The organism is Candidatus Saccharibacteria bacterium (assembly GCA_016700375.1).
In the GTDB taxonomy this organism is placed as follows: domain Bacteria; phylum Patescibacteriota; class Saccharimonadia; order Saccharimonadales; family UBA4665; genus JAGXIT01.
On sequence record CP065016.1, the window covers coordinates 895923 to 920273 of the forward strand.

General features: G+C 49.8%; 24 protein-coding genes and 3 tRNA genes. 19 read left to right on the plus strand and 8 right to left on the minus strand.

The features are described 5' to 3' along the window. Positions 1-94: 94 nt before the first annotated feature. The 7 genes from IPP75_04670 to IPP75_04700 all read left to right on the plus strand — a co-directional run bounded on the left by IPP75_04670 (position 95) and on the right by IPP75_04700 (position 3633). Positions 95-1003, plus strand: coding sequence for an ATP-binding cassette domain-containing protein (locus IPP75_04670; protein QQS69186.1), 909 nt, complete (start codon positions 95-97; stop codon positions 1001-1003). Beyond that, positions 1000-1737, plus strand: a complete 738-nt coding sequence (locus tag IPP75_04675) for a hypothetical protein (protein QQS69187.1) — start codon at positions 1000-1002, stop codon at positions 1735-1737. Before IPP75_04670 ends, IPP75_04675 begins: the two co-directional genes overlap by 4 nt. A 67-nt stretch (positions 1738-1804) precedes the next feature. Continuing rightward, positions 1805-1880: transfer RNA gene (locus IPP75_04680), tRNA-Ile, on the plus strand. A 42-nt stretch (positions 1881-1922) separates the two neighbouring features. After that, on the plus strand, positions 1923-2393 hold the full coding sequence (locus tag IPP75_04685) for a septum formation initiator family protein (protein ID QQS69188.1): 471 nt from the start codon (positions 1923-1925) through the stop codon (positions 2391-2393). Positions 2394-2516: 123 nt separating this feature from the next. Then, the gene (locus IPP75_04690; GenBank protein ID QQS69189.1) at positions 2517-2753 is read left to right on the plus strand and encodes a hypothetical protein; all 237 of its coding nucleotides are present in this window, start codon (positions 2517-2519) and stop codon (positions 2751-2753) included. A 55-nt stretch (positions 2754-2808) separates the two neighbouring features. Beyond that, positions 2809-3498 carry a hypothetical protein gene (locus IPP75_04695; protein QQS69190.1) on the plus strand — a complete coding sequence of 230 codons (690 nt, stop codon included), beginning with the start codon at positions 2809-2811 and terminating at the stop codon, positions 3496-3498. 60 nt (positions 3499-3558) lie between these two features. Then, positions 3559-3633 (plus strand) — tRNA-Met (locus tag IPP75_04700). 603 nt (positions 3634-4236) lie between these two features. Here IPP75_04700 and IPP75_04705 read toward each other — a convergent pair. Then, on the minus strand, positions 4237-5430 hold the full coding sequence (locus tag IPP75_04705; protein QQS69191.1) for an MFS transporter: 1194 nt from the start codon (positions 5428-5430) through the stop codon (positions 4237-4239). 128 nt (positions 5431-5558) lie between these two features. Here IPP75_04705 and IPP75_04710 point away from each other — a divergent pair, with 128 nt between their 5' ends. Then, positions 5559-6479: a hypothetical protein gene (locus IPP75_04710; protein QQS69192.1), complete on the plus strand. Its 921-nt coding sequence runs from the start codon at positions 5559-5561 to the stop codon at positions 6477-6479. 6 nt (positions 6480-6485) lie between these two features. Here IPP75_04710 and IPP75_04715 read toward each other — a convergent pair whose 3' ends face one another. Then, entirely contained in the window at positions 6486-7247 is a 762-nt protein-coding gene (locus tag IPP75_04715; protein ID QQS69193.1) for an alpha/beta fold hydrolase, read from the minus strand. A gap of 83 nt (positions 7248-7330) precedes the next feature. Continuing rightward, the gene (locus IPP75_04720; GenBank protein ID QQS70162.1) at positions 7331-7795 is read right to left on the minus strand and encodes a G5 domain-containing protein; all 465 of its coding nucleotides are present in this window, start codon (positions 7793-7795) and stop codon (positions 7331-7333) included. A gap of 931 nt (positions 7796-8726) precedes the next feature. Here IPP75_04720 and IPP75_04725 point away from each other — a divergent pair. From IPP75_04725 to IPP75_04745, 5 genes are all read left to right on the plus strand, one after another. Then, complete coding sequence (locus IPP75_04725; protein QQS69194.1) at positions 8727-10418, plus strand: LCP family protein; 1692 nt, start codon at positions 8727-8729, stop codon at positions 10416-10418. 26 nt (positions 10419-10444) lie between these two features. Beyond that, positions 10445-11107: a hypothetical protein gene (locus tag IPP75_04730; protein QQS69195.1), complete on the plus strand. Its 663-nt coding sequence runs from the start codon at positions 10445-10447 to the stop codon at positions 11105-11107. 113 nt (positions 11108-11220) lie between these two features. Continuing rightward, positions 11221-12216, plus strand: coding sequence for a glycosyltransferase family 4 protein (locus IPP75_04735; protein QQS69196.1), 996 nt, complete (start codon positions 11221-11223; stop codon positions 12214-12216). Positions 12217-12381: 165 nt separating this feature from the next. Then, positions 12382-13296: an SHOCT domain-containing protein gene (locus IPP75_04740; GenBank protein ID QQS70163.1), complete on the plus strand. Its 915-nt coding sequence runs from the start codon at positions 12382-12384 to the stop codon at positions 13294-13296. A 76-nt stretch (positions 13297-13372) separates the two neighbouring features. After that, positions 13373-14158, plus strand: coding sequence for an SDR family oxidoreductase (locus IPP75_04745; GenBank protein QQS69197.1), 786 nt, complete (start codon positions 13373-13375; stop codon positions 14156-14158). Here the strand turns inward: IPP75_04745 and IPP75_04750 are convergent, their stop codons facing one another. Further along, on the minus strand, positions 14159-15040 hold the full coding sequence (locus tag IPP75_04750) for an aminoglycoside phosphotransferase family protein (protein ID QQS69198.1): 882 nt from the start codon (positions 15038-15040) through the stop codon (positions 14159-14161). 211 nt (positions 15041-15251) lie between these two features. Here IPP75_04750 and IPP75_04755 point away from each other — a divergent pair. Beyond that, a tRNA-Met gene (locus tag IPP75_04755) sits at positions 15252-15328 on the plus strand. Between the two features lie 106 nt (positions 15329-15434). Here the strand turns inward: IPP75_04755 and IPP75_04760 are convergent. Continuing rightward, on the minus strand, positions 15435-16199 hold the full coding sequence (locus IPP75_04760; protein QQS69199.1) for a sulfite exporter TauE/SafE family protein: 765 nt from the start codon (positions 16197-16199) through the stop codon (positions 15435-15437). A gap of 104 nt (positions 16200-16303) precedes the next feature. Between IPP75_04760 and IPP75_04765 the strand changes: the two genes are divergently transcribed. Beyond that, positions 16304-17338 carry an IS30 family transposase gene (locus IPP75_04765; GenBank protein ID QQS69200.1) on the plus strand — a complete coding sequence of 345 codons (1035 nt, stop codon included), beginning with the start codon at positions 16304-16306 and terminating at the stop codon, positions 17336-17338. On the opposite strand, the gene IPP75_04770 is transcribed toward IPP75_04765, so the two are convergent. Both IPP75_04770 and IPP75_04775 read right to left on the minus strand, forming a co-directional pair. Then, positions 17298-17849 (minus strand): histidine phosphatase family protein, encoded by a 552-nt coding sequence (locus tag IPP75_04770; GenBank protein ID QQS69201.1) that lies wholly within the window; start codon positions 17847-17849, stop codon positions 17298-17300. The two genes, IPP75_04765 and IPP75_04770, sit on opposite strands and share 41 nt — an antisense overlap. Continuing rightward, positions 17846-18106 (minus strand): hypothetical protein, encoded by a 261-nt coding sequence (locus IPP75_04775; protein ID QQS69202.1) that lies wholly within the window; start codon positions 18104-18106, stop codon positions 17846-17848. Before IPP75_04775 ends, IPP75_04770 begins: the two co-directional genes overlap by 4 nt. Positions 18107-18123: 17 nt before the next feature. Here IPP75_04775 and tilS point away from each other — a divergent pair, with 17 nt between their 5' ends. The 4 genes from tilS (at position 18124) to ftsH (ending at position 23921) form a co-directional block, all read left to right on the plus strand. Beyond that, a complete protein-coding gene (tilS, locus tag IPP75_04780) occupies positions 18124-19050 on the plus strand; it encodes a tRNA lysidine(34) synthetase TilS (protein QQS69203.1) in 927 nt (308 codons plus the stop codon). Positions 19051-19178: 128 nt separating this feature from the next. Further along, a complete protein-coding gene (locus IPP75_04785) occupies positions 19179-20000 on the plus strand; it encodes an ABC transporter ATP-binding protein (GenBank protein QQS69204.1) in 822 nt (273 codons plus the stop codon). Further along, entirely contained in the window at positions 19997-21955 is a 1959-nt protein-coding gene (locus IPP75_04790; protein ID QQS69205.1) for an ABC transporter permease, read from the plus strand. The genes IPP75_04785 and IPP75_04790 overlap by 4 nt, the downstream gene beginning before the upstream one ends. Positions 21956-22052: 97 nt before the next feature. Continuing rightward, positions 22053-23921, plus strand: a complete 1869-nt coding sequence (gene ftsH / locus IPP75_04795; protein QQS69206.1) for an ATP-dependent zinc metalloprotease FtsH — start codon at positions 22053-22055, stop codon at positions 23919-23921. Here ftsH and IPP75_04800 read toward each other — a convergent pair. Further along, positions 23918-24340 (minus strand): hypothetical protein, encoded by a 423-nt coding sequence (locus IPP75_04800; protein QQS69207.1) that lies wholly within the window; start codon positions 24338-24340, stop codon positions 23918-23920. The genes ftsH and IPP75_04800 overlap by 4 nt on opposite strands. Positions 24341-24351 lie beyond the last annotated feature (11 nt).

A 24351-nucleotide genomic window follows, 5' to 3' on the forward strand; every position in this document is an offset into this window, starting at 1 on the left:
GCGCTTACGGTAAAAACGCATTAGTACGACTGCGATGCGTCGCCTTGCCGCATTTTTATGTTGCGAAACGAAGCGACTGGAGTAGAATAGCAAGATGATACAAGCGCAAAATCTGAGCAAAAAATACAAAAAGAAGCTAGCGGTAGATAGCCTAACTTTTACGGTTGAGCCGGGAAAAGTAACGGGCTTTTTGGGGCCAAACGGCTCTGGCAAGTCGACTACGATGCGGCTTATGCTTGGGCTAGACAAAGGCGGGGGCAAAACCCTCTTTGACGAGAAGCCGCTATATGACCATATGCATCCCTCGAAGGTTGTTGGGATACTGCTAGAGGCAAAGGCATTTCACCCAACTCGCTCGGCACGGAACCACTTGCGCGTTTTGGCCGACGCGGGCGGTATAGCGCAAGAACGAGTCGATGAGGTTCTCGACATTGTCGGACTTGCAGACGTTGCCAAAAAGGGTCCGGGTAAATTCAGCCTTGGTATGAGTCAGCGACTCGGGATTGCTGCAGCTATACTGGGTGAGCCGAAGTATCTCATACTCGATGAACCCGCCAATGGCCTCGACCCCGAAGGTATAGCCTGGTTGCGCCAGTTTATCAAAGACTACGCAGACAAGGGCAATGCTGTGTTTGTTTCGAGTCACTTGCTAAGCGAAATGGCGCAAATGGCAGACGACGTGGTAGTGATAGGCAAAGGCAAATTTATAGCAGAGGGCTCCATAAAAGAACTGGTGGCCGGGAGCGCGCACGCCGGCGTATTTGTGAGAAGCGTAAATGAGGTGAAGCTTAAGAAGGCATTTCAGGCATCCCGGGTGAAATTTACCGCTCAGGATGATGGATTTAAAGTATCTGGCAAGACGACGGATGAAGTCGGCCAGCTTCTTTTTAAAGCCGGGCTGCCTGTGCTGGAGCTTGCCCGGCAGGACGCATCACTTGAGGAAGCATTTTTGGAGCTTACGGCTGGAACCGAAGAATTTTCTGCAAAAGGAGGCAAGAAATGATGTCTGCACTACGCTCCGAGTTTCGTAAGCTGATTACACTTCGTTCTACATATGTCATATTGGGGTTAGGCCTTTTGCTTGTCATACTTATGGACGGCTGGGTAAACGGGTATAAGCACTTGGAGGGCATTGGTAGCGGCTTTCTGGCAAGGATTATCACATCTACCATACAGGGTACGAGTTTTTTGCTTGGCCTTCTAATATTGCTGCAGATTACGCAAGAATATCGACATAATACCATTTATCACACGCTAACCCTTATTCGCCGCCGAAAAACTGTCGTTTTTGCGAAAGCTATTGTCGCTTCACTGACTATGTTGGCGGGTGCAGGCGTGTTTATCTTGGTCGGGGTTGCATGTGGGGTAGCTGGGCTGGCGGCGAGCGGCGAGACCATGGGTGCGCAAAGCATTGCTTGGGGTGATATTGTGGCGAAAGGTGCAATGTATATATGGGGAGCCGGTATGTTTGCTCTTATTTTGGGCCTATTGTTACGAAATCAAGTAAGTGTGATTGTGATGTATTTGTTTGGAGTTAACATTGCTGAACAGCTTCTCAGCCTGCTACTAAAGTCAAATGCCGGATACCTGCCGTTTAGGGCGCTCGAAGGCGTGATAGTGCAGCCAAACATCCCGGGTCTGTTTAGTTCAGAGAAGTCCATGGTAATAGTGCTTGCTTGGATTGTAGCAGGGGGAGCAGCCGCGTGGTTCTTCTTTGAAAGGCGCGACGCGAACTAGTCTTTGTCACCTCTGTGAAAAATAGATTAGATTTGCTATACTATCTCGCAGCTTCGGGATTTCTGTAGGGGGCGTAGCTCAGTGGTTAGAGCAGTCGGCTCATAACTGATTGGTCGTAGGTTCAAGTCCTACCGCCCCCACCATAAGTCTCGAAGCGTTGTTTACAGGGGTGGTATACTAGAGGGGTGAAGCTAAAGACAAACATCATCAACAAATGGTACCGCTACGAAGAGCCGGTAAGGGCCTACATACTCAGTTTGCGCGATGTACGCAATGTTGGTTCGTTGGCATTTGTGGTGCTTGTGCTTCTTATAAGTTGGAGCGGAACCAAGGCCATACAAACGAACTACAGCCTTCAGCAGCAGGTAGCTCGTATGCAGCAGCAAAACGAGGTGAAAAAGCTGCAAAATGAGACCCAGAAACTAGAGAACAACTACTACACTACCAGCCAATACCGCGAGGTGGCAGCACGGCAAAACTTTGGCCTCGCGTCTCCGGGTGAAACGGTGCTGCTTGTACCAAAAGAGACAGCACTTGCCAACACGGTGGCGGTGCCAGAAAGCGAAGATAAAGAACAGCCTGCTAAAAACAAGCCGTTTTACCAAGAAAATTTCGAATCATGGATTGATTTCTTCTTCCACCGGACGAACACTTGATAGGCCAACGTTTCAAACTCAGGTCAACACCGTGCTACAGTATATACGATGCGGTGACCGAGAATAGGTGATTGCCCGGAACGGCAATAACGGCACGTTATGACCGCCCCGCATCTCCAAACTATGACTGCACAAGAATATATAGAGTCATCACTTGAACAATTGGCTATGCCGGTTGAAGTCGTTGACAATATAAATGCATCGAATATTAACGAGATTCTTTTTCGGCTATTAACAACGAAAAAATTTCGCAAATATTCTCTGAATGATGACTATGTAGCGCACATTAAAAAATCAATCGCTGCCAGTGTCGAGGCAAACGAGCCGATAAAAGTGATATTTTTTCGGCGGTTGCTATAAGCTATGGCGGCTCGAAGAATCGCCCGAAGCTGACTGGACAGAGGTTTTTGCCTATATGTACTATACGCAGTGGCTCAAACCGATATGTGCAGTATATAAACCGGGGCTATGGTTTGACTTCCTTCTTGATGACTACATAGTGCCGAGACTTAACAATATTTCCGAGGAAGACGTAGAATCATACCGGGCGAGCCGCGACGCGGTTTTATCATTTGTACGACCCTTTCAGCCAGCAAACCTGACGCTGACACATACGGGAGTGGGCAGTCTATTTACATCAAGAGAACACTACGAAACTTCTCTTGATAGATCAGTATCAGAGCTTGCAAAAACACTTCCGAATGGTCTGCCGCAGCTGAGTGAAGCCGAAAGGGCGTCCGTAGAACTCAATACGCGCGTGACCCCAGAACAGCAAAGGGATCCACTTTGGCGCGAAAAGGTCGAGCTCTTGCATAGGGCTTACTATCTCGCGCGGAATGAAACAGGTTACTATGCCCCAGAAACAAATAAAATCATTGCATTTACACAGCCGTTTGCACCTGGCAGGCCACTGGCTGTCGGGTCTACAAAGGATACGGTTGCTAAATACTGGGCAGGTGCCGGCGCGCTGAAGAGGACAGTTAATGCCTATCGTCCGCTGGTGTTATCACCAAAGCAACTTAGCGGGACAGAGTCTACGTGGGATAATACGACATTTCCTCAACTTTCGGGCAAAAACTTCAGCCGCGTTCGAGTGATTGCATAGTTTGACTTTTGTTTACACCTCTGTTAAACTTGTATCTAACGTTTAGAACCGTTCAGTCGCCGCGGGATGGAGCAGCGGCAGCTCGCATGGCTCATAACCATGAGGTCCCAGGTTCGAGTCCTGGTCCCGCAACCAAGAAAAATGTCTCACCGAAGGTGGGGCGTTTTTCTTGTTGTAGGCCAAGACTTGAAGCTGGGACCAGCAGCGACGCAGTCGATGCGTAGGCCCCGGGTTCGTTCATGACGAATGCGCGCAGAAGCTTGCTTCGAGCACATGAGGAATGGCTGCCAATAGCAGCGCCCCTGGTCCCGCAACCAAGTTAAAACCCCAGTGTCAACTGGGGTTTTAACTTGGTTTTGGCCAAGATGCGAACCTGGGACTAGCACGCGAATGCGTGCGTGGTCACTGGTTCGACGCCAACGAAGTCGCGCGCAGAAACTTGTTTCGAGCACGACATAGTGCGAAAGCCAAAGGCTTTGCCCCTGGTCCCGCAACCAAGTAAAAAGCCGGTCTTTCGACCGACTCTTTACTTGGTTCTGAGGTTCAGATTCGAGCCAAAAAGGTTCGGCGGAGTGAGGACGCGAGCAGTCCGTCAGCTGACGGACGAGCACGCCGCAGCGGAGAAGGACGAAGTCCGCTGTCCTGGTCCCGCCCCCAAAACTTACGACCGCCGCTCCCCATGCGATAAATCACCTCATATTTACTTCGGGGATATGTCGTAAACCATAGGTAGTTCGACTACTCTGAACCAACATGCTTTCTGCGAATTGTAAACACAAACAAGCTCATGAACATGCTTAGCACAAGCAAGATATATGTCGCGGAAAATACCGAACTTTGTTCACTCACATAACCAAAAAGTAGCGCTAAAGGAATAATAAGGGCGCGGCCAAATGTACTAGTGGCTGAAACAGCGCTTGCGCGTATGTGGGAGGGTAGTAGGTCGTGCAGAACACTGGTGAGTGCAATCGCCAGAGCCACTAATGTGCCTATCACTACAAATTGCAGGAGTACCACAATAAATAGTTGCTTTACAAATACAAGACCGCATAAGCTCACCACTAAACACACAACAAACAACACCATTCGTTTGCGAGAGGCAATGTGTAGATGTTGCGCAAACCAGCCGCCAAATCCAATGGCCGCGTACAGCAAAGCCCCCGCGAACCCAAAGAATCCGGTCGGAGCGTTGAGTGTTATGAGCCACAACTGAGCAAACTCAAACATCATGAAAAGAACAGTTGTTTTTATAACGAGGGATATGACGACTGGTAGGGCATACCCTCTGCGCGTGACAACACGAAATGTTTCTCGAACCTGCGCGCCCAGTAGTTGCCTGCGATGTTTATGCAGCTGTGGTTCGCGGAATAGCAACAGGGCGGTGACAGCGAGGAGTGCGAACGGGATGGAGAGAAAGTACGTTTCGCGCAGGCCTAACCGTGTTGCAACGAACGTACTAACGAGCCCACCCAGAACAAGACCTGCACTATCGGCTATTTGAATACGACCGTAGATTTTCCGGTAGAGAGCAGGTGATTGTTTTTCCTCTGCCAATGTATCGTATACGATTGATTCATACATGCCGGCATAGCAGGCGTAAAAAACGCCCCATAAAATAGCACAAAGCAAGTACAGGCCTATGCCATTACTGACGCCACCAACAAAGGCGGCACCGGCAAGTGCGAAGCTAGCTAATATGAGGACACCTTTCCGACTCCACCGGTCGGCCAACAGACCCGACGGCATGTCTATAAGCAGCATTACTGCCGAATACACCGCTACCATAAACCCAATATCTGCATCACTGAACCCAATGCTACGCATAAAAAGCTTCTCTGCAGCGTACCACAGCACAAAACTCTGAAAAAACGCAGCAACGTAGAGCGGCCGCAGTCGGGTATTGAGAGAGACATTAGGTTGTTGCTGTTTCATATAAATGCTTAGTTAGTATACCAATATGCCTTAAACGCTCATACGGCATTTTACCGCAAAGCAAAGCATAGCAATTTATTCTAGAATGATATACAACGGTGTATAGTTAAACTATAAGAGGAGGTCACATGGGTCGAAAGAAAAACATTATTACCACAAGTGTACTTATGCTCGCCGTGCTCCTAGTGGCCGCAGCATTCTCATATTTTCAGCTTCGGCCAAAACCAGACGAGGTCTTCTATAACTACGTGAAGAAGGGGTTACAGTCGGAAGCATTGTTCCAAAGGCAATCGAGCACCGGAACGGGGATAAAAGAGGTATATGAGGGATATGTAAAACTACCAAGTAAGGAGCTTCGCTTGCAAAGTAGGGCTACCTGTTCGTCGGACGCGAGCGGTCAAGACATAGAAATCTCGGCTTCGTTTCAACAACAGAACGAAAAGTCGTATATTCGACTTGATAAAATTTCAGGCTCGTACACAAATGAAGAAGGCAGCGTATTTGACTTACCAAAACTTTGGGCGCCAGTGTTGGACCAATGGTATGAAGTTGCAGACCCCGAAGAATCCGTCACCGAACAGCTGGACAATAAAGTCATGGCTTTCAATTCGTCTATCATGGCTCCCTCCTCAAATGTCGACGCTATAGCGAAGGAGATAGTTGACTCAAAGGTCTTTTCCTATAAATCGTATCGGGTGAAAGACGGAAACTATGTGTATCAGTTTGTGGCAGACAAAAATGCGTATACAGCGCTATTCAAAAACAAGTTTCCGGAGGTAGATAATCTCGACGTTATTATAGAGAACATCTTTGGTGACAAAGCTACCCTAGAAAGTCAGGTAACTGTTGACAAAAAAGGAAACTTGATTGAGGAGAATCTTCCTGCCGAAACACTCTGCAGCACAATATTTTCCGTGTATGTAACCGAAGAAGCTGGCGATTTTGTAAGTGAACTACCTGCTACTGCAAAAAATGATACCGGCATACAAATTGATAAAATCGTTAATGCAAAGCCATTCGACACACTTTACGATGATATGGCGCCCTAACCCTCGCTACAGGTATTCTTGAAAAAAGCTGACAGTTGTTTCGTTAATAGCCTGCATTGCTTCTGGGTATTTGTGGTAGCCGTGAGTTGTTTCGAACTCTTCGTAGCTGGTCGGCTGTGGGGCAAGCGCAGCCATTTCGCGAATGTCTTCAAGTGACACAGAGCGGTCATGAGTGCCCGCTATGAACAGCGAAGGTATGGCAAGCTTTGGCGCTTCTTGCCGTGCGTGGTAGGACTGGCGGTCGAGATAAAAGCTGTAGGGCAAGCGAATACCTTGGAAGTGGTCGTTAGAAAACTCCTGCCAGCCGAGCGAGCGCCACGTTTCTTCTTCGCCAGGTTTCATAGTTTTTGGGCCCGACGATGGCTGGCAGCAACAAACGGCTCGTATGTCTGGATATTTTACCGCGGAAGCGAGCGCTACGAAGCCACCCATGCTGTGACCCCATAGTCCGATTTGGCTGTTATCTATACCCGGGATATTTTTTGCATACTGCAGTACATCAGCTACGGCTGCAATGTAATTCGTCATTGTGTAATCATGTTCAAACGTTCCTTCACTCTCGCCTGAACCCGGTGCGTCGAACCGCAGCGCCGCAATCCCGTGTGCCGCTAAATCTTCCGCAAGCGTCTCAATATGTTTTTCTTCCTTCCACCCCGTAAACCCATGCAGCAAAATCACCAGCGGATGAAGCGTGTCGGTATTTGGCTCGTGCAGCATTCCTGCAAGATTATACCCAAGAGCGGTCGATATATTCACTTTCTTAAACATCTTCCCAGTATAACGCAGCGTACTAGAGTTTGAGGCTTCTTCATCAATGCGTAGCGCCCCACAATCGCCGCTAACAGAGTGACCTACTCGCAGGCTATGCCGTCATTGTCGCGGTCTAGCCCGTAGATATCGTTGCCGATGACGTTAATCGGTCCAGCTACGTATGCCGGACCATTGCCACTTCCTCCTGCGCAGTCAACATCGCTTGCTACGGGTACGCAGCCGCTATAGTTTTTGTCACAGACGGGAGTGGATTGGGTTACTGCACGCTTTGTGCCGTTGTGCGTTATCTCATCTACTGGTGCCTGAGTAATCGTGTCGCTTACTAGCTTACGGGCAGTCTCTTGGCCGTCAGTCATGGTGATGAGGTATGTTTTGGTTCTCAATCCATTTATACCTACGGTTCTGATGGTAGTGGTGCCTGCCGAGATGGCAGGGTCATTTACGCTTGTACTTTTGAACGGAATCACTTCTGTCTCTGTTCGAGTAACAGTTTCAATAACAGGTTTGCGTTCGCTTACGCCTTTTACGCTACTCGTTTCTTGCATAAGTGGTTTCACATTTGCCGTGGTTTGCAAAACCTTCGTATCAGTTTGAGCTGGTGCGGTTATACCGATTACTACGAACAGCACTAACAAGGTAGGCAAAAAGAATTTTGTAAGGTTGCCCCTACTCGTATCGCGATGAATGACCGTGGAGAATTTTTTCGGTTTCAGCAGGCTCCACAGATATATGCTGAGCACCCCAAGCAACATGAGTGAAAAAAATGTAGACATGCCCACCCTCCTTTATATAAGCATAAGGCTGATTATGAGAAGAAGCAATATTAGCCATAGCCAAACAATAAATATTGACAAAACGTAAGCTTTTTGCTATACTAATACTGTTTTGATAGAGGCGCCAGTAAGGGCGTCTAACAAAACAAAAAGCAATTACAACCACAAAACCGACTGGTTAACGCAAAGAAAAAAAGCGAACCGGTATGTTAAAGGCGCCCTAGATGCAGTGGCATTGGCCACTACAAAACACGAAATATAATACGGGCGTGAGTAGTTGTTATTGCCAAAAAACACAAACATAACATCCCTACAAAACATAAAAAAACAGGGAAGAAGGGCGAGCAATGTTGTTTGCCATACAAAACGGGTTGGCGTATGAGCTAGTACCATGTAGCGACGCCGCTATACTGGCCATCGACGAAGAATTACAGCTACTGTAGTTTTCGCGAGAAGCCGCAAAAAAGCTTTCAGTCATAGCGCTGAAAGTTTTTTTGCTTCGTTACGTTAAAACAGGGAAGGGGAGACCATTTCGTGCAAGCGGTCACCTGTGTTTTGGTACCCGCGCCAGAACGTACCTGTAACTTAGTTGCTATGAAAAACCTATACCACTACACTCTTTCGCCAAAATAAAAAAAATATAATTAAAACTGAAATTTGAAATTGGAGCGAGCGGAGCAAAATGCTATACTAGCCGTAAGCAATGTCAGAAAAGTACGACAGTTTTCAGCCTCGTCGGGCGACGAGCGTGGATGGCTTCCTGACTGGCCCAGGCCAGACACCCAGGCGTCCACAATTCCGCACTCCCGCTACACCGGGTGTTGTTTCAGCGCCGTCTCAGGGTAGGACGGTAGGATTGCCCGATATGCCAAAACGAAACCTCCCCTCCCCTGTTTTGACGGAGTCACAGGTTCAGCCCGAGCGCGCAGATTACCGCCTAGACGGCTCAGAGCAAAAGTACGTTCCGCTCGACGAACCGGGCTTGAGCCGCCGCCAGAAACGCAAAGCCGCTAAACAAGCGAAAAAGGCCGAAAAGCAGGCTGCCAAACGGCACAAGAAGAAGGGCGGTAGGGTTAAGCGATTTTTCAAGTTTCTAGGCATACTCCTGCTGATAGGGGTGCTTACATTTGGTGCCCGGTTCTACAAAGACATTGCCAAGCTCACTGGCAACAAAAACCCATTTAGTCTGCTCGGCGTATTTCGGCCATCTGAACTGCGTAATGACAATGGTCGCGTGAACGTTCTGGTAGCAGGTAATTCTGCCGACGACCTTGGCCACGGCGGGGCAGAGCTGACCGACTCGATTATGGTGCTCAGCGTAAACACTAAAAATGACACCGCACTTATGCTGAGCATTCCTCGTGACCTCTGGGTTGCAAAACCTGAAGGCGGTCACGGCAAAATCAACTCGGTTTTCCCAGAAAGCGGTATGGAAGGACTCGAAACAGTGGTCGAAGACGCCACTGGATTAAACATTCACTACAATGCCCTGGTCAATTACACAGCGTTCAAGGACTTAGTAAATGCCGTCGGTGGCATAACTATTAATATTCAAAGCGAAGACCCGCGGGGGATATATGACTCCAGCCTTGACTGGACAACACGCCGATGCTGCGCCCTGGCAAAGTACCCCAACGGCCCAGTAAAGCTCGATGGCAAGCAGGCACTGAATTTGGCAAGGGCGCGCGGTGAAGGCTATGGGTCCTACGGGTTCCCGCAGGCAGATTTTAACCGTACTGAAAACCAGCGGCAGATGCTTATAGCCATAAAAGATAAGGCGTCGAGTCCTGCGGTTGTGGCCAACCCGCTCAAAATTAGCAACCTTGTCGAGGCAGTTGGCAGCAACGTGCGCACCGACCTACAGATTGGCGAAATGCAATCACTCTACTACTACATGAAAAAAATCGACAATGCCAAAATAGACTCATACAACATAAACACACTCAAGGGCGACAAAGTGACCATGCTTGCGAGTTACACCTCTCCGGAAGGACAGTCGGCACTCATACCTGCGGCAGGCCTCGATGATTTCAGTGAAATTGCCGCTCAAATCAAAAAAGTGTTTACCGCCGGACCACTTGTTAAGGAAAATGCCGGTATCGTGATACTAAACGGCACAGATTCACTTGGCCTAGCCAAACAGGAAAAACTGAAGTTGTTTAATCAAGGTGCAGACGTTCTTGTTGTTGGTGATGCCCCCGCAAATCAGCCAAAGACGACCATTATAGACAATTCGCTTGGCAAAAAACCAAACACTCTCGCCTACTTGAAGAAAACGTACGGAGCCAGCGTTGTTACGGAGGCCACCCTGTCTAAGAGCTACCCAGCAGCAGATTTCATACTTATTGTTGGGGAAAGCGCTGTGCCTAAAACAACCAATACTGGTACAAACTAACTCACTACTACTGTACAATACAGCATATGCATAGACACCCACTTATTTCACGCGTTCTTCTCATAACCATCGTATTCGCTAGCATGTACGGACTCGTGCAGCAGCAAGGGAGGCTCATGGCAAATGACATGCCGCAGCTTCTTGCAACACAGGCTGCAAAGCAACTCGATGCCGGATTTGGGCTAACCAGTATACAAATGGGTGCGACCGACCTTGCTAACAACCCGGTGCCGTTCGTTATTGTATACGACAAAAAAGGCAAGCCAGTTGCCGGGTCGGGCTATCTGTACAAAAAGCTTGCTGTCATGCCGGCGGGCGTTGTAAACCATGCCAAGCCGGGTGAGCCACACGCCGTCACGTGGGCGCCGCGCCCGGGTGTTCGGATTGCGAGCGTAACCGTGGCGGCCAAAGATTACTATGTGGTTGGTGGTCAGTCGCTCAAAATGACGGAAAAACGCGCCCAGCGGCTCTTACTGCTGACACTACTAGGCTACGCAGCTAGTTTGTTTGTGGTGGTGGCTGTTCGTTTTTGCCGCTGCCGTAACTGCATGATGATGAAAAATCGCGGCGAAATGGGGCAGTGCCATTGTCCTGGCCCGGAAAAAACACTCGAGGCCACTCCTGGGCGCATGGCAGCCAAAAAGGTCGTAAAAACTACGAAAACTATCGGCAAGCGCACCACGAAGTAGCAATCTTCTGCCGAATGTGGTATACTGTAGATACTAGATTATCTTAAGATAAACTCCTCTTAGCACCAGTCGTTTCCTTAACTCTATTTAGTCGATTAACGACAGGAGCGACAATGATTTCATTTGTGTGGCCGCCCGGTGAGCCGATGTTGGCTGGTACTGGCGGGTCAGAAACGTACACGGCCGGCCACGTACGGGAGCTGCTGCGCCGCGGTATTTCAGCACAAGTGGTGACGATTGGCCACGGTAAGCGAGGTAGTCGCAAAGATTTTGCCGATATTCCATTTTTGGCACTGCGCGAACCAGCCGAACTTACCGCACTTACTGGGCAAATTGTATTTGTGAACGCTGCGTACCAGGTAGCGACGAAGCAAAAAGCGGCCATCATACTGCACTGTGTCATACCCGATGCGTGTGAAAGACTTCAGTACCAGTCATATATAGCGGGCAAAAGTGTTATAGCAACCAGCGTCTATAGCGCGCAACAGTGGGCGCTGTATCTTGACATTCCGTATAGCCGCATTCACATAGTGTTGCCTTTTGCCGACCCAGTATTTGGAAGCGTAGTACGCTCAAAACCAGCCAAACACACGAGGATTTTATACGCTGGACGCCTGCACCCAGAAAAGGGCATCTATACCGTTCTAGAAATGCTGCACGAAAAGGTAATGCGTCGCAATGGCCACAAAGTAAGCATTGTACTCGCGGGGCAGCATGTTGAGACTGGCCGAGCCATAGCGCGAATGCTACAGGGCTACCAATACGCCCAACTACTTCCGCCGCAAAAAACAGTTCTGGGCATGGCAGGCTTGCTGAGCCGGAGTGACATATTGGTTGTACCGTCAGTGTACGCTGAACCGTTCGGCATGCTTTCTATAGAGGCACAGCATGCGGGCTGTCGGGTGGTCGCAAGCAACTTGGGCGGACTACCCGAAACCAACTGCGGCCTACTCACGCTCGTGGAGCCGCGCGACCCTAAGGCGCTTCTGAAGGGTATAGAGCAAGCCGTTGCCCTTGGCGCAGCCACAAAAAAGGAACGCACGGTGGCGAAGGCCAACTTTACGCTGGATGCGTCACTAACGAGCTTACTCGATGTTTTACATGTGTAAAACGCCACAAGTAGCCATCTTTGTTACCTAGGCTTGCCTTCACAGACCTCTAGGCAGTCGACTCATACTGTTTATGCTGCATCATGCCTCTTCTCTTCACAAAAAACGGTGTATAATTCGCTTTGAAAATGATAAATAGAAATCAGTAGAAAAAAGGAGCAGGTAATGACACTGGGGAATTTGAAAAAACAAGCAAAGGACATGCTTAATCAGTATAAAGAGAAAGACACTGCAACGTACGCTGCCGCCCAACAGGCTATCGGTGGCCTGCTAGTCTTGGACGGATTAACGGGAATTGATAACCCGTTCGCCGGAAAGAAAAGGCCTGGCATATTTGGCTCGCTTGGCGGCATTTTGCTAGGCGTGGTATTTATGGTTATGCCAACGGCAATAGGGAAGATTGCGGGAACGAGTGCCATGACTGCTACCACAACTGCGACGGTCGTATCGGTTGGGATCCCGGACCAAACAAATAGTTCTGGTTCCTCAAGCTCCTCTGGGGGCTCTTCGTGTAGTATGGTTGCTTCCTACACAGTTGGGTCAAAAGAATACAGAAGCCAATCGACCGTAAGCTCAAGTAGTAACTGTGGTCTTTCTGCTGGTGACCAAATAACTATTAACTACAATCCCGATAAGCCTGCCTCATGGGCATACGATGTGAAGACAATGGACCTGTTTTTGAAAATATTTTTCTTTGTTGGTCTTTTTGTAGTGGTTGCAAGCTTGGTTACGTTCCTCATACGGCTCTTAAGTATCATCTTTGGCTGGAAACTGCTACGGAGCGGGCGTGCCCTTGCTGTAACCTTACCGCAGGGTACTAACTTGCAAACTATAGTTGACCAGATTAAGACTGATTTTGTTGGAAAGATATTTAACTTTGGCGGAGGGCGGCAGCCGTTGTCGGCAGCGGCTGGTGTTTTGCAGGGTGCTGCACCAGCCACGCCAGTTCCGGCACCGACGCCAGCAGCCCAGCCGCCTATACAGACGGGTGAACTCGAAAAGCTAGCTGAGCTAAAGGCAAAAGGTATAATCTCAGAGGCCGATTTCGAAGCAAAAAAGAAACAGATTCTTGGGCTCTAGGGTTTTCGTTTTCTTGCAGCTTTTGTTGACCGCAGCTCGATGAGCGTATTATTGCGCTAGGGCGTACAATGGAAAAATGAACACACTTTCTTTACCCGAACTTATTAACCTAAGCGGCAAGGTTGCGGTGGTGACGGGCGGCGCCATGGGGATTGGCGAAGCCATTGTGCGCAGGCTGCATGAGGCCGGCGCAAACGTTGTTATTGGCGACCTCGCGCAAGAGCAAATGGATATTCTTGCTGGAGAGCTCAATGCTACCCGTGCAAACTCAGCTGCGACGTGGCTATGCGATGTCAGCAAGGCTGAAGATGTTTCGGCGCTGCTACGGGTGGCTACCGATAACTTTGGCGGACTAGATATACTGGTCAATAACGCGGGCATATACCCCATGGTACCCCTTGCAGACATGAGCGAAGAGCAGTTTAATAAAGTTATAGATGTCAACCTGAAGGGCGTGTTTCTTGGCACCAAGCAGGCGGCCGAAATCATGAAAGAGCAGGGGCGGGGAGGCAATATTATCACCGTTTGCTCTATAGATTCACTGCACCCGTCGGCCGTGGGTCTTGCTGCCTACGATGCCTCGAAGCACGGTGTGTGGGGTTTTCTGAAAAACGCTGCGCTGGAACTAGCGGAACACGGCATACGGGTAAACGGCATCGCGCCTGGCGGGGTGAGTACGCCCGGCACACACATGGGCGAAATGAACCAGGAAATGGTAACGCAGTTTACGGCCATGATACCCATGAAACGGTTTGGTGACCCAGACGAAATGGGCCGCGTGGCGCTGTTCCTCGCGAGCGACCTCAGCAGCTACCTCACTGGCTCCCTCATAGTAGCCGACGGCGGCCGCCTACTGCGGTAGCTACAAAAATAACATAATTTTCTCAGTAGTTTTTTGTATGCCAGAATGGTTTTGCTTGCCAAGGTAAAAACCGAGATTGATGATTTGAATCATATTTTGGCGTAGAGCGATTTTTTCCTCAAAATCCTTAGGGGTGTATCCGTAGGCTTGTAGCGCTGACTGGTATACGATTGGGTCATCATCTAGCTCTAGGAAATCTTTTGAGCGATCATAATAGGCGACGTCGCCAAAATCTATAACGCCAACACCTTGCCCGGCATCGTGTAGGATATTTTCGAAATGAAAATCACCGTGACACAACACCGAATCCGAGCCCAGTATTGCTAACTGCCGTGGCCAGGTGTGATATACCAGTTTTTCGAGTTTCGCAAGTTTCTGTGGTTCGAAAAGCTTTGCTATCCCAGTTTGATTCTCGTTATACCAGCGTTGTATTTGAGCAGCTTCGCTTTCAGGCGATACCTCTCTCGCCCCATCGAGTTTCGAATCATGTAATAATCGCAAGAAATGCCCAATATGTTCGCCTATGATGTGCTTTTGGGAATCGGTTAGGCTTGGCAAGACAGACCCAAGCGTCTCTCCCTTGACGCCTTCGTATCCAAAGTAGGCGTAATCTTTACCAATCCACAGCGGCTCAGGTGTACGGACATATGATGTGAGCGTACTCGCTAATTTGAGTGCCGCAAGCTCGAAAGCATAGCGTCGACGGATTTTGTTTGATCGTGGAAACTTAAAGAAATACCCATGCTGTTTGACCTCGTAAACTCGACTGTCCCAACCGGCGTCATTGAGTAAAATCCCCTCAATGCTATTAGCGCCAATCACGTCTTGTATGATTTGCTTTTCGCGGGCGATAGTATTGGTAGATGTTTCTTGAGCAGGCATGGGATCATAATACCAGACCGCTTTTAATGTGGCGAAAATCTGGAAATCTGCGGTTCAATCTGTTACAATCCCCTCTGTTCTCTTGAAGCTGTATAAAATCCTAAGCCAAGGAGCGTAGGCGACTGAATAGGATTTTAAGAGGAGACGCATTGGCAAAGACCGAAGCTTTTGGCGAACAGCCGAAACGAGGTATAGCCGGCAGCTTCGACGAGGCACCATAGCTCAGCTGGTTAGAGCGCAGGACTCATAAGCCTGAGGTCGGTGGTTCGAGCCCACCTGGTGCTACCAAAATAGGATTCATAGCCTCTTCGGAGGCTATTTTCAAAGTCTTCATATCGGGTTTATATAGTGAGGTGAAGTCGACGGATGAGAAATAGCGATCCCGGGTGAAATGTCAGGAATAGTTCTTCAGGGCGAGGTGGGTGGCGGCGGCGAGGCCGATGACGATGACCGCTATGCGCAGCCAGTAGGAAGATACCCTTTTCGCGGCGCGCGCACCAAGATAGCCGCCAATGGTGGTTCCTACGGCCATGACTATGCCAATATGCCAGTCGACCAATCCGGTTGAATACAAGACGGCAATAGATATCAGGGAAACCAGTATGGCCGACACGTTTTTCATGGCGGCAAGCATGTGAACTTCGTGAATTTTGCCGAGCCCCAAAAACGCCAGCATAATGAATCCGTAGCCTGCCCCAAAGAATCCACCGTAAAACGTAATAGGCAGCAAGGCAACCCCTATGAGCAAAATTGGTAGCAAGTTTTTTCGGCGGCCGTGTAGGTGGCTGTGCAGGTGAAAATGCAGCGAAGGCTGAAAAGCAAATAGCGCAACACCAAAAAGAATGAGTAGGGGAACCATTTTGGCAAAGTCGTTACTGGGCATGGCACGCAGTGTTAGCGCTCCGGCAAGCGCCCCGACTGCCACAAACGGCAAAATAAGAATGTACCGCTTGGGCACTTTTCGCAAAAAATTACGATAAGCAAATACGGCAGCAAGCTGACCGGGAGGTGTAATGATGTTTGCCGTAACATTGGCCACCAGGGGCGGCACGCCCAAACTTAGTAGCACCGGAAAGCCTATGAGCATACCGCCGCCGGCGATTGCATTCATGGCGCCTACAACCATGCCCACGACTAATATGATGATATCTTTTTCCATTTTTGGTTTCGCTTGTGCTATTAGTATAGCACTGGCCGACAGAACGGGCTAGATTCTAAGTTCTCGTAAGAATCCGAACACTACCAGAAAGGTAGAATGTTCAGATGGGAGCAAAGAAGTTAACGCCAGAAGACCGTGATGAGATTGCCCGGTTACACAGCAGGGGTTGCGGCGTACGCGAAATAGCCAGACAAGTACGCCGCTCACCCTCAACCGTCAGCCATGAGCTGGAAGCCGGTAGTTGGCATGATTCTAATGTGCACGCCGTAACCTATGTTGCCATCCATGCGCAGTCTCTGCGCAACAAACGCGCTAAACGCAGCGGCAAGCAACCAAAGCTCACCTTGCCAAAATATGCTGGGTTACGCGCCTACGTTGAACAGCACATTCGTGATGGCTGGAGTCCGGAACAAATTGCCGGCAGGCTACCCATTGACTATCCGCATACCCCTGCCATGCGGCTTGGCCATGAGGCGATATACCGGTACCTCTACGCACCTGAGCAAGTCGAGCTGAAGCTTTGGGAGTATCTCCCGAGAAAGCAGAAGAAGCGGCGTAGACGCCCAGGCAGACGTGTCCATAAGAGCCACATACCAGATAGAGTGAGCATCCATAAGCGGCCAAAGGCAGTAGCCAAGCGTAAACAGTTCGGTCACTACGAGGGCGACAGCGTGGAGGGCAAACAATCGGTCGGCGATGGCATCCACACGGAAGTCGAACGAGTCTCCGGCAAGTTGTTCGCCCGTAAGGTCGCGCGAATTACGAGCGCCGATACCGTGGCGGCTCAGCTCGCCATATTCAAGGCCCTACCGGCACGAGCGAGGCGGACGACCACCTTGGATAATGGCCGCGAGAACCATCAACATGCGGTACTCAAAGCGCAGCTGCATATACAGGCCTATTTTGCCGACCCATACAGCTCCTGGCAACGCGGCTGCAATGAGAATGCGAATGGCTTACTCAGACGCTACCTGCCAAAGCGAACTGACTTCACCGCGCTAAGCCAGGCAGACTTGAATGACATCGTAGAAGAAATTAATAACCGACCACGGAAACGATTGGACTACAAAACACCGAATGAGGTATTCTCAAGTGAGATTAAAAAGCTACGGGGTGTTCGGATTCGAATGAGAATGTAGGGATGAAGCGAATTACCTCGGCGTTTGGTATACCATCTACGTCTTGAAACGTTTGCTCACCCTGTATGGCTGCTTGCAGGGCAAGCCCAAATGTACCATGACTGGCTATGAGAATATTTTCGTACGGAAGCGAGCTCACAAACGTCAGTGTTTCATGGGCGCGTGCGAGTACAGCAGCGAGCGTTTCCACGCCGTCAAGGTCATCTATATGCGATTCGGTATCCCACGGGGTACCTTCCAATTCACCGTACGTCCGCTCTATTACTAGTGGGTTCAAGATAATCGTATCTGCCGGAAAGCCGATTTCTTGCGCCACAATATGTGCTGTTTCATGCGCCCGGCTCAGAGGAGATGACACAATGCAATCTATGGCGAGGCCATGGGCATTTTTTCCTGCCGCCCTTGCCTGCGATCGTCCTTTTGCCGTCAGAGGCGTGTCGGTGTGGCCTGCTAATATTTTTTGCTTGTTCAGCTCACTCTGTCCGTGGCGTATAAAGTAGAGTCGTTTCATTTTCCTTGCCCTTTCCAGAGTATCTTTATATAACTCAGAGTTAAGGTAGATAGCCCAAACCCCAAAACAGGAACTAGCGCATTCAGCCACGGACTCACGTGAATGACGAAATGCAAGTAGGCAACCACACACAGGTAGGTCAGTAGCATAATGGCACCGCGTCGCACCCAGCTGGTTTCCCATGCCTTCTCTGCCTCAACTTTCTTGTTTCTGGCCTCGAGTGCTGCAACTCGTGCTTCCAGTGATGTATCTTTCACGCGTATAATTATAGTATATGGAAATTACTTTGCCGGGTGGGCGGTATGTGGTGGCGGTAAGCGGGGGAGTGGACTCGGTGGTGCTTTTGCATATGTTGGCAGGGCAAAGGGCAAAGGACAAAAGGCAAAGTAGAACAAATTCAGCCCTCAGCCCTCAGCCCTCAGCCCTAATTATTGCGCACTTCGACCATGGCATTCGGCCCGACTCTGTCGAGGACCGAAAGCTGGTACAAAAACTGGCCAAACAGTACGGGCTGTCTTTCGTGTATGACCGAGCGGAGTTGGGAGCGGGAGCGAGTGAGGCGACTGCCCGGGAAGCACGTTATGCGTTTCTTGCAAAAGTAAAGCAGGCGACAGGCGCCGATGCCATCATCACGGCCCACCACGAGGACGATGTGCTAGAAACCATCATCATCAACTGGCTACGCGGAACAAAAAGCAGAGGGCTCAGCTCGCTACGGTCAAGTCAGCTTGTGCGGCGGCCGCTATTAGGTATGACAAAAAAACAGATTCGGGCTTATGCACATTCGCACAATTTGGCGTGGCGCGAAGACAGCACAAACGCCGACGAAACATACTTACGCAACTACATTCGCAAGCATGTCGTGACAAAACTAGACGAAAAAGCCCGCGCAAAACTGCTGGAACACAGTGCAAAGGCGGCCGAACTGAACGATGCTATTACGGGCCTTGTGGGAGAATACTTGCAGCGGCATACCACGCCCCAGAGTATTGACCGTTTGGCGTACCGGGAACTACCAAAAGAAGTGGCCAGGGAAGTTCTGGCAGAATGGCTGCGCCGAAACACGTCCATTGGAGTGACAACCAAACTTATCCTACGACTCGACACTGCCGTCCGCACCGGCCGAAACGGTTCACAGGTAGATATAGCCAAAGGAAATTCGCTGCACCTAGAGCGTAGCGATGCCCTCCTTCAAAATTGAGTGTAATGATTTGCCCCTATAGTCTCGCCACACTTTTTACTCGGCCGACTAATAAGTGTGGAAAATTAGCGTGATATTGCGGAGTATGCTAATTGCAAACCAAGCATAAGCGGTGCATACTAGAATAAATGGCGGGCCGAGACAATACAGAAGAAAAACGCTTGTATGCAACGCAACTCCTCAAGGCTTGCGACGGGGACGCGCAGACTGCGCTTCAGGAGCTCAAGTTAGCGGCTAAAACCATTCGTGAGTCTAAATCATATACTCCCAAAAATAGCGAAGTTGTCGTTCATGTTGAAAATGTGAGTAAAACGTACAAAGTGGGCAAAACATCGGTTGAGGCACTCAAAGACGTGACCGTGCAGGTACACAAGGGCGAATTTGTTGCCATTACAGGCACGAGCGGCAGCGGCAAAAGCACCCTGCTTCAACTCATCGGCGGGCTCGACAAACCATCGACCGGGGCTATCACCGTGCATAGCCAAGACCTCCAAAAATTACGCGATGGGAAGCTATCGCGCTTCCGCAACCGCACCATTGGTTTTGTGTTCCAGTTCTTTTACTTGCAACCGTTTTTGCGGCTGCAAACCAACATAGAAGTTCCGGCTATGTTCGCCCGCACCAAGCGTGCAGTCCGTGCCGAAAAAAGCAAGGAAACCGCCGAAACGGTTGGTCTTGCTGACCGTTTGCGCCACTACCCACGTGAACTGTCTGGCGGGCAAATGCAGCGAGCGGCCATAGCGCGTGCACTACAGAATAACCCAGAGATTTTGCTCGCAGATGAACCGACCGGTAACCTCGATAGCTCAAATGCGACCGCCATCTTCGAGCTCTTTCAGCGGATTCGTGATGAGCGCGGTGCGACCATTGTGGTCGTCACGCACGACCTAGCGCTTGCCGCTATGGCAGATCGCGCAATTCACATGAGCGACGGGGGAATTGTGGCATGATGTTCCCAGTTGATGGCATTCGTCTTGCCGCCGCCAAACTACGGACCCGACCCGTTCGTACAGGGATCGTGATTACAATTGTGGCGCTCCTTTTTACAGGTATCGCAACAGTAGCGTTTATGATTAGCGGCATAGCTCAAAGCTTAAAGGGTTTTAGTAACGAGGGCTTGAGCAGCCGCTTTATCATTCAAGCTCGTCCCATTGTTGCCGGAAACTTGTGGAGTTCAAGTGACGATAAAGAGTTCATGGATCGTTTGCGCACTGAAACAGTTCGGCTGACGAGCGAAAAAAAGGCAGCAGCGAAACGCCTAGGTATCACATACGACCCTGCGGTCGATCCCAATCTACCGACAATGCAGGGTGGTCCGAAAGGAAGCGAGGAGTATTACGTCAATGGGATGTCTCCAGTAGCAAATGCGCTCTTTGCTGAAAAAATGCGCACAGTACAGCACATTGATTACAATGATTTCGTTGCAACAGCAACACAAGCAGGTGCGAAAAAAATCTACAAAAGTACGTACTATAGTGTGTTCGAAGGGCCGAGTATGCGCCTGGTCAATAGTTACATTCAGCCCATTAAAGACGGTAAAGAGACCCAAAAAGATACTACCGGCGGCCACGGCCCAACTGGCTTTGATACATTGACCAGCAATGGTTGGTCGGCCTTCGATAGTGACTTACTCCTCCCGTTTGTATTACCGGGCCAAAACTTAGCTCTAGGAAGGGACAATAGCGTGCCAGTTATTGCACCAATGAGTGTTGCGGAAGAGATATTGGGTATGACACCCCTGAACTCAACGGCGACATCAAGTCAGCGGCTTGAACGCCTCGTCACGGTTCGCAAGGCCATTGCTGGTAAAACTGCCCAGCTATGTTACCGCAATGCGTCAAGCGCGGAGCTTATGCAGATAGCTCGCGATCAGGTTCGTGAAATGGCGGCCAACAAAGGTAAGCGTGATTTTCAACCGCCCGCACTCCAGTATGCGGTACCGGCAGAGGCATGTGGCGCGGTTGCTATCACAAAAGATACGCGCTCTGCTGAAGAGAAAAAGCAAGCTGCCAACGAGCTCGCATTCAAGAAACAATACGAGGCGTACCCAGACCCAGTTCAGTCAATCGTTCCTGTGCGAATCGTGGGTCTTGTACCCGACCAAAACTATGAGTTTGGCTTTAGCGTGCGTTCACTTGCATCGTCTATATTGCAATCAAGTCTTGGTAGCGGTTGGTTCTCACCTGTAAACGTCATAAAGCCTGATTCCAGCATTGCAAACTTTGTTACCGCGTATGACAAAGCGTTGCCCACGGAACGGGCGTACTATGCAGAATTCGCGACCCTGGCAGAGGCTCGTTCATTTGTAAAAAATAAGACATGTTCAGTTGAATCAAACGGTATGATGCCACCCGGCCAAGACGCTGGTCGTGCCCAAAAATGTTATGCGGCAGGAAAATATTTCGACATGAAACCATTTGGCAGCAATGCGGCTGCTATAGAGGATTTACGCCAAAGCGTGTGGAAGGTCATGAAGTATGTGACGCTCGTGGTCGTCGTCTTGGCTACTTTGGTACTTATGGGCATTGTGGGGAAAATTATAGCCGACAGCCGACGCGAAACAGCTGTATTTCGTGCGCTCGGTGCGACACGAAACGATATTCGTCAAGTCTACCTTACATACACGATATATCTCGGTATTGGGATTACGCTCATAGCATTGTGTTTTGGCGCAATCATCTCGCTCTGGCTTAGTGGCAAATATTCACAAGACATCAGTACTTCTGCCGTCCTTGCGTATAATGCTGCTGACGTAAACAGAAAATTTGTATTGTTTGGGGTGGATGGTCAGCTTATGGTTGCGATTGCGGCTATTATCGTTGCGTCGGCATTGTTTAGCGCTCTGCTCCCACTGGCCACAAACTTGGGGCGCAACCCCATCCGTGACATGCGTGATGAAAACTAGACATAAGACCGTGTCGGGTGAATCTCTTCTCTGTTAAAAAGTGTATCCTAGGTGAAATCGTCGAAAAAGTCACGTATCTGTTGTATACTAGTTCGACATGGAGACAAAATCACCCCGTTCAAGCGGTAAGCGGCCTGCAGGCAAGCGTACCGGGAAAAACATAGGCTTTATAGCCCTCATTGCACTGTTTACACTCATCGCGGTTTCGGCAATGAACCAACCGACGGCACTCAAAGAAATCCCATTCTCGCAGGCTGTCAAAGAAGCAAATGCTGGCAAGTATAACCAAATAGAAGTTAATGGTTCTCAGCTTGTTATCACGGAAAAGAACAAGGAAAAGCCAACGCTAAAATCACGGCTCGAGGATGGCGCTACCACTGTGGACGTGGGCATCAAGAGCGACAAAGTGAAGATTACGGCCAAGCCGTCTAGCTCGACCACCTCGAACATTGTCGGTTTTGGGCTGACCACCATTGTGCCAGTGCTGCTTATAGGGGCATTACTGGTTTGGATGATGCGCAGTGCGCAGGGGCAGGGTAACCAAGCGCTTAGTTTCGGAAAATCTCGCGCCCGACTGTATGGCAACGAAAAAGACAAAGTTACCTTTAAGGAAATAGCTGGACAGGGCGAGGCCAAACAAGATTTAGAAGAAGTAGTGGAGTTCCTGAAGTTTCCCAAAAAGTTTTCGGCACTTGGTGCAAAAATTCCAAAGGGCGTACTACTGGTCGGGCCACCCGGAACCGGTAAAACCATGCTTGCCCGCGCCGTCGCTGGCGAAGCTGGCGTGCCATTTTTCAGTATTTCCGGTTCTGAATTTGTAGAGATGTTTGTGGGTGTTGGTGCGTCACGCGTGCGTGACCTGTTTGCCAAAGCAAAGAAAAACGCACCGTGCATCATATTTGTCGACGAAATTGACGCCGTTGGCCGCCGCCGCGGCAGTGGTATGGGTGGTGGTCATGATGAGCGCGAACAAACACTCAACCAAATTTTGGTAGAAATGGATGGGTTTGAACAGGGGCAAAACGTCATAGTGCTTGCCGCTACCAACCGAGCCGATGTGCTGGACCCAGCGTTGCTTCGCCCGGGGCGTTTTGACCGCCGTGTGATGATTGGCCTGCCAGAACGAGCTGACCGCTTGGCGGTGCTACAGATTCACTTCAAAGACAAGCCGCTTGCCAAAGACGTTGACCTAGATGCCCTTGCCGCCAAAACAGCTGGCTCTTCCGGTGCAGATCTAGCAAACATTGCCAATGAAGCGGCGATTATTGCTGCTAGAAATAACCACAACCAGATTACACAAGAAGATGTGACTGAAGCTTTTGAGCGCGTGGCGATTGGCCCGGAGCGCAAGAGCAAGGTTATGAACGAGAAAGAAAAAGAACTCACCGCGTATCACGAAGCTGGGCATGCCATTGTTGGGCATGTGTTGCCAGACAGTGATGTCGTGCACAAAGTTACCATCATACCTCGTGGTGGTACTGGCGGCGTGACTTGGTTTATCCCTCCTGAAGACAAGAGCTACCACAGCATTCTCGAATACAAAGATGTGCTGGCTCGTATGCTGGGTGGTCGTATAGCTGAGGAAATTATGTATGGGAAAGACCGCGTAACTACTGGTGCCGGCAATGACCTCCAGAAAGCCGCCGAACTGGCGCGCGAAATGGTTACCAAACAGGGTATGGGAAGTAAACTTCGCGACCAAGTGTTCCACGCCGAAGAGGGCATTATGATGGAGCGCATCATGCACGAACGCGAATACTCTGACGAAACGGCCAAAATTATTGACGACGAAGTCGAAGCACTTATAACAGAGGCGGCCCAGCGTGCCCGTGGGGTAATAAATGCAAACATGGCACAGCTGAAAAAGCTAAAAGACGCCTTGCTGGAAAAAGAAACCGTCGAAGCAGAAGAAGTCGCTAAGCTATTTGATGGTTCGCATCTGCCTAAAGAAGCCGCGCTGTACTAACTGGTTTGGGCTCGAACAATAGCTTCTACGACCGCCAATTCGAGTGTTGCACCGGGATACTCACCACGGACCGCAACGGTAGCTTCTGGTTGAGTTTCATCAGGAATAAAGGTACCATCTTCAGATAAAGTGCCAAAAACAAGCACACCGAGCATACTATTCATAGTGAGCGTCGGAGGGGTATAGTCGGTTCTAAGAGTCCCGTCCCGTGGGCTGGAATCTAAGTCGACTGTGAGGCTTGCGTATTGTGCTAGACTGGCATTTCCACTAAATGGCCACCATCTGCGGTCTTTTCTGGTATTTGGTACTAGTTTTCCCCAAACTGCGCCCCCTACTGCAACTTGTTCGGAGTCTGGGCCAGATGTGGGATGAAACGAATATCGAATAGGCGCGAGCTCGCCATTTTTTGATTTAGACATAGTATAATTAT

Excerpts from the sequence above, each read along its gene's own strand:
- IPP75_04670 (QQS69186.1), top strand. The coding sequence starts at position 95 with ATGATACAAGCGCAAAATCTGAGCAAAAAATACAAAAAGAAGCTAGCG.
- IPP75_04675 (QQS69187.1), top strand. The coding sequence starts at position 1,000 with ATGATGTCTGCACTACGCTCCGAGTTTCGTAAGCTGATTACACTTCGT.
- IPP75_04690 (QQS69189.1), top strand. The coding sequence starts at position 2,517 with ATGACTGCACAAGAATATATAGAGTCATCACTTGAACAATTGGCTATG.
- IPP75_04695 (QQS69190.1), top strand. The coding sequence starts at position 2,809 with ATGTACTATACGCAGTGGCTCAAACCGATATGTGCAGTATATAAACCG.
- IPP75_04705 (QQS69191.1), bottom strand. The coding sequence starts at position 5,430 with ATGAAACAGCAACAACCTAATGTCTCTCTCAATACCCGACTGCGGCCG.
- IPP75_04710 (QQS69192.1), top strand. The coding sequence starts at position 5,559 with ATGGGTCGAAAGAAAAACATTATTACCACAAGTGTACTTATGCTCGCC.
- IPP75_04715 (QQS69193.1), bottom strand. The coding sequence starts at position 7,247 with ATGTTTAAGAAAGTGAATATATCGACCGCTCTTGGGTATAATCTTGCA.
- IPP75_04720 (QQS70162.1), bottom strand. The coding sequence starts at position 7,795 with ATGCAAGAAACGAGTAGCGTAAAAGGCGTAAGCGAACGCAAACCTGTT.
- IPP75_04725 (QQS69194.1), top strand. The coding sequence starts at position 8,727 with ATGTCAGAAAAGTACGACAGTTTTCAGCCTCGTCGGGCGACGAGCGTG.
- IPP75_04730 (QQS69195.1), top strand. The coding sequence starts at position 10,445 with ATGCATAGACACCCACTTATTTCACGCGTTCTTCTCATAACCATCGTA.
- IPP75_04735 (QQS69196.1), top strand. The coding sequence starts at position 11,221 with ATGATTTCATTTGTGTGGCCGCCCGGTGAGCCGATGTTGGCTGGTACT.
- IPP75_04740 (QQS70163.1), top strand. The coding sequence starts at position 12,382 with ATGACACTGGGGAATTTGAAAAAACAAGCAAAGGACATGCTTAATCAG.
- IPP75_04745 (QQS69197.1), top strand. The coding sequence starts at position 13,373 with ATGAACACACTTTCTTTACCCGAACTTATTAACCTAAGCGGCAAGGTT.
- IPP75_04750 (QQS69198.1), bottom strand. The coding sequence starts at position 15,040 with ATGCCTGCTCAAGAAACATCTACCAATACTATCGCCCGCGAAAAGCAA.
- IPP75_04760 (QQS69199.1), bottom strand. The coding sequence starts at position 16,199 with ATGGAAAAAGATATCATCATATTAGTCGTGGGCATGGTTGTAGGCGCC.
- IPP75_04765 (QQS69200.1), top strand. The coding sequence starts at position 16,304 with ATGGGAGCAAAGAAGTTAACGCCAGAAGACCGTGATGAGATTGCCCGG.
- IPP75_04770 (QQS69201.1), bottom strand. The coding sequence starts at position 17,849 with ATGAAACGACTCTACTTTATACGCCACGGACAGAGTGAGCTGAACAAG.
- tilS (QQS69203.1), top strand. The coding sequence starts at position 18,124 with ATGGAAATTACTTTGCCGGGTGGGCGGTATGTGGTGGCGGTAAGCGGG.
- IPP75_04785 (QQS69204.1), top strand. The coding sequence starts at position 19,179 with ATGGCGGGCCGAGACAATACAGAAGAAAAACGCTTGTATGCAACGCAA.
- IPP75_04790 (QQS69205.1), top strand. The coding sequence starts at position 19,997 with ATGATGTTCCCAGTTGATGGCATTCGTCTTGCCGCCGCCAAACTACGG.
- ftsH (QQS69206.1), top strand. The coding sequence starts at position 22,053 with ATGGAGACAAAATCACCCCGTTCAAGCGGTAAGCGGCCTGCAGGCAAG.
- IPP75_04800 (QQS69207.1), bottom strand. The coding sequence starts at position 24,340 with ATGTCTAAATCAAAAAATGGCGAGCTCGCGCCTATTCGATATTCGTTT.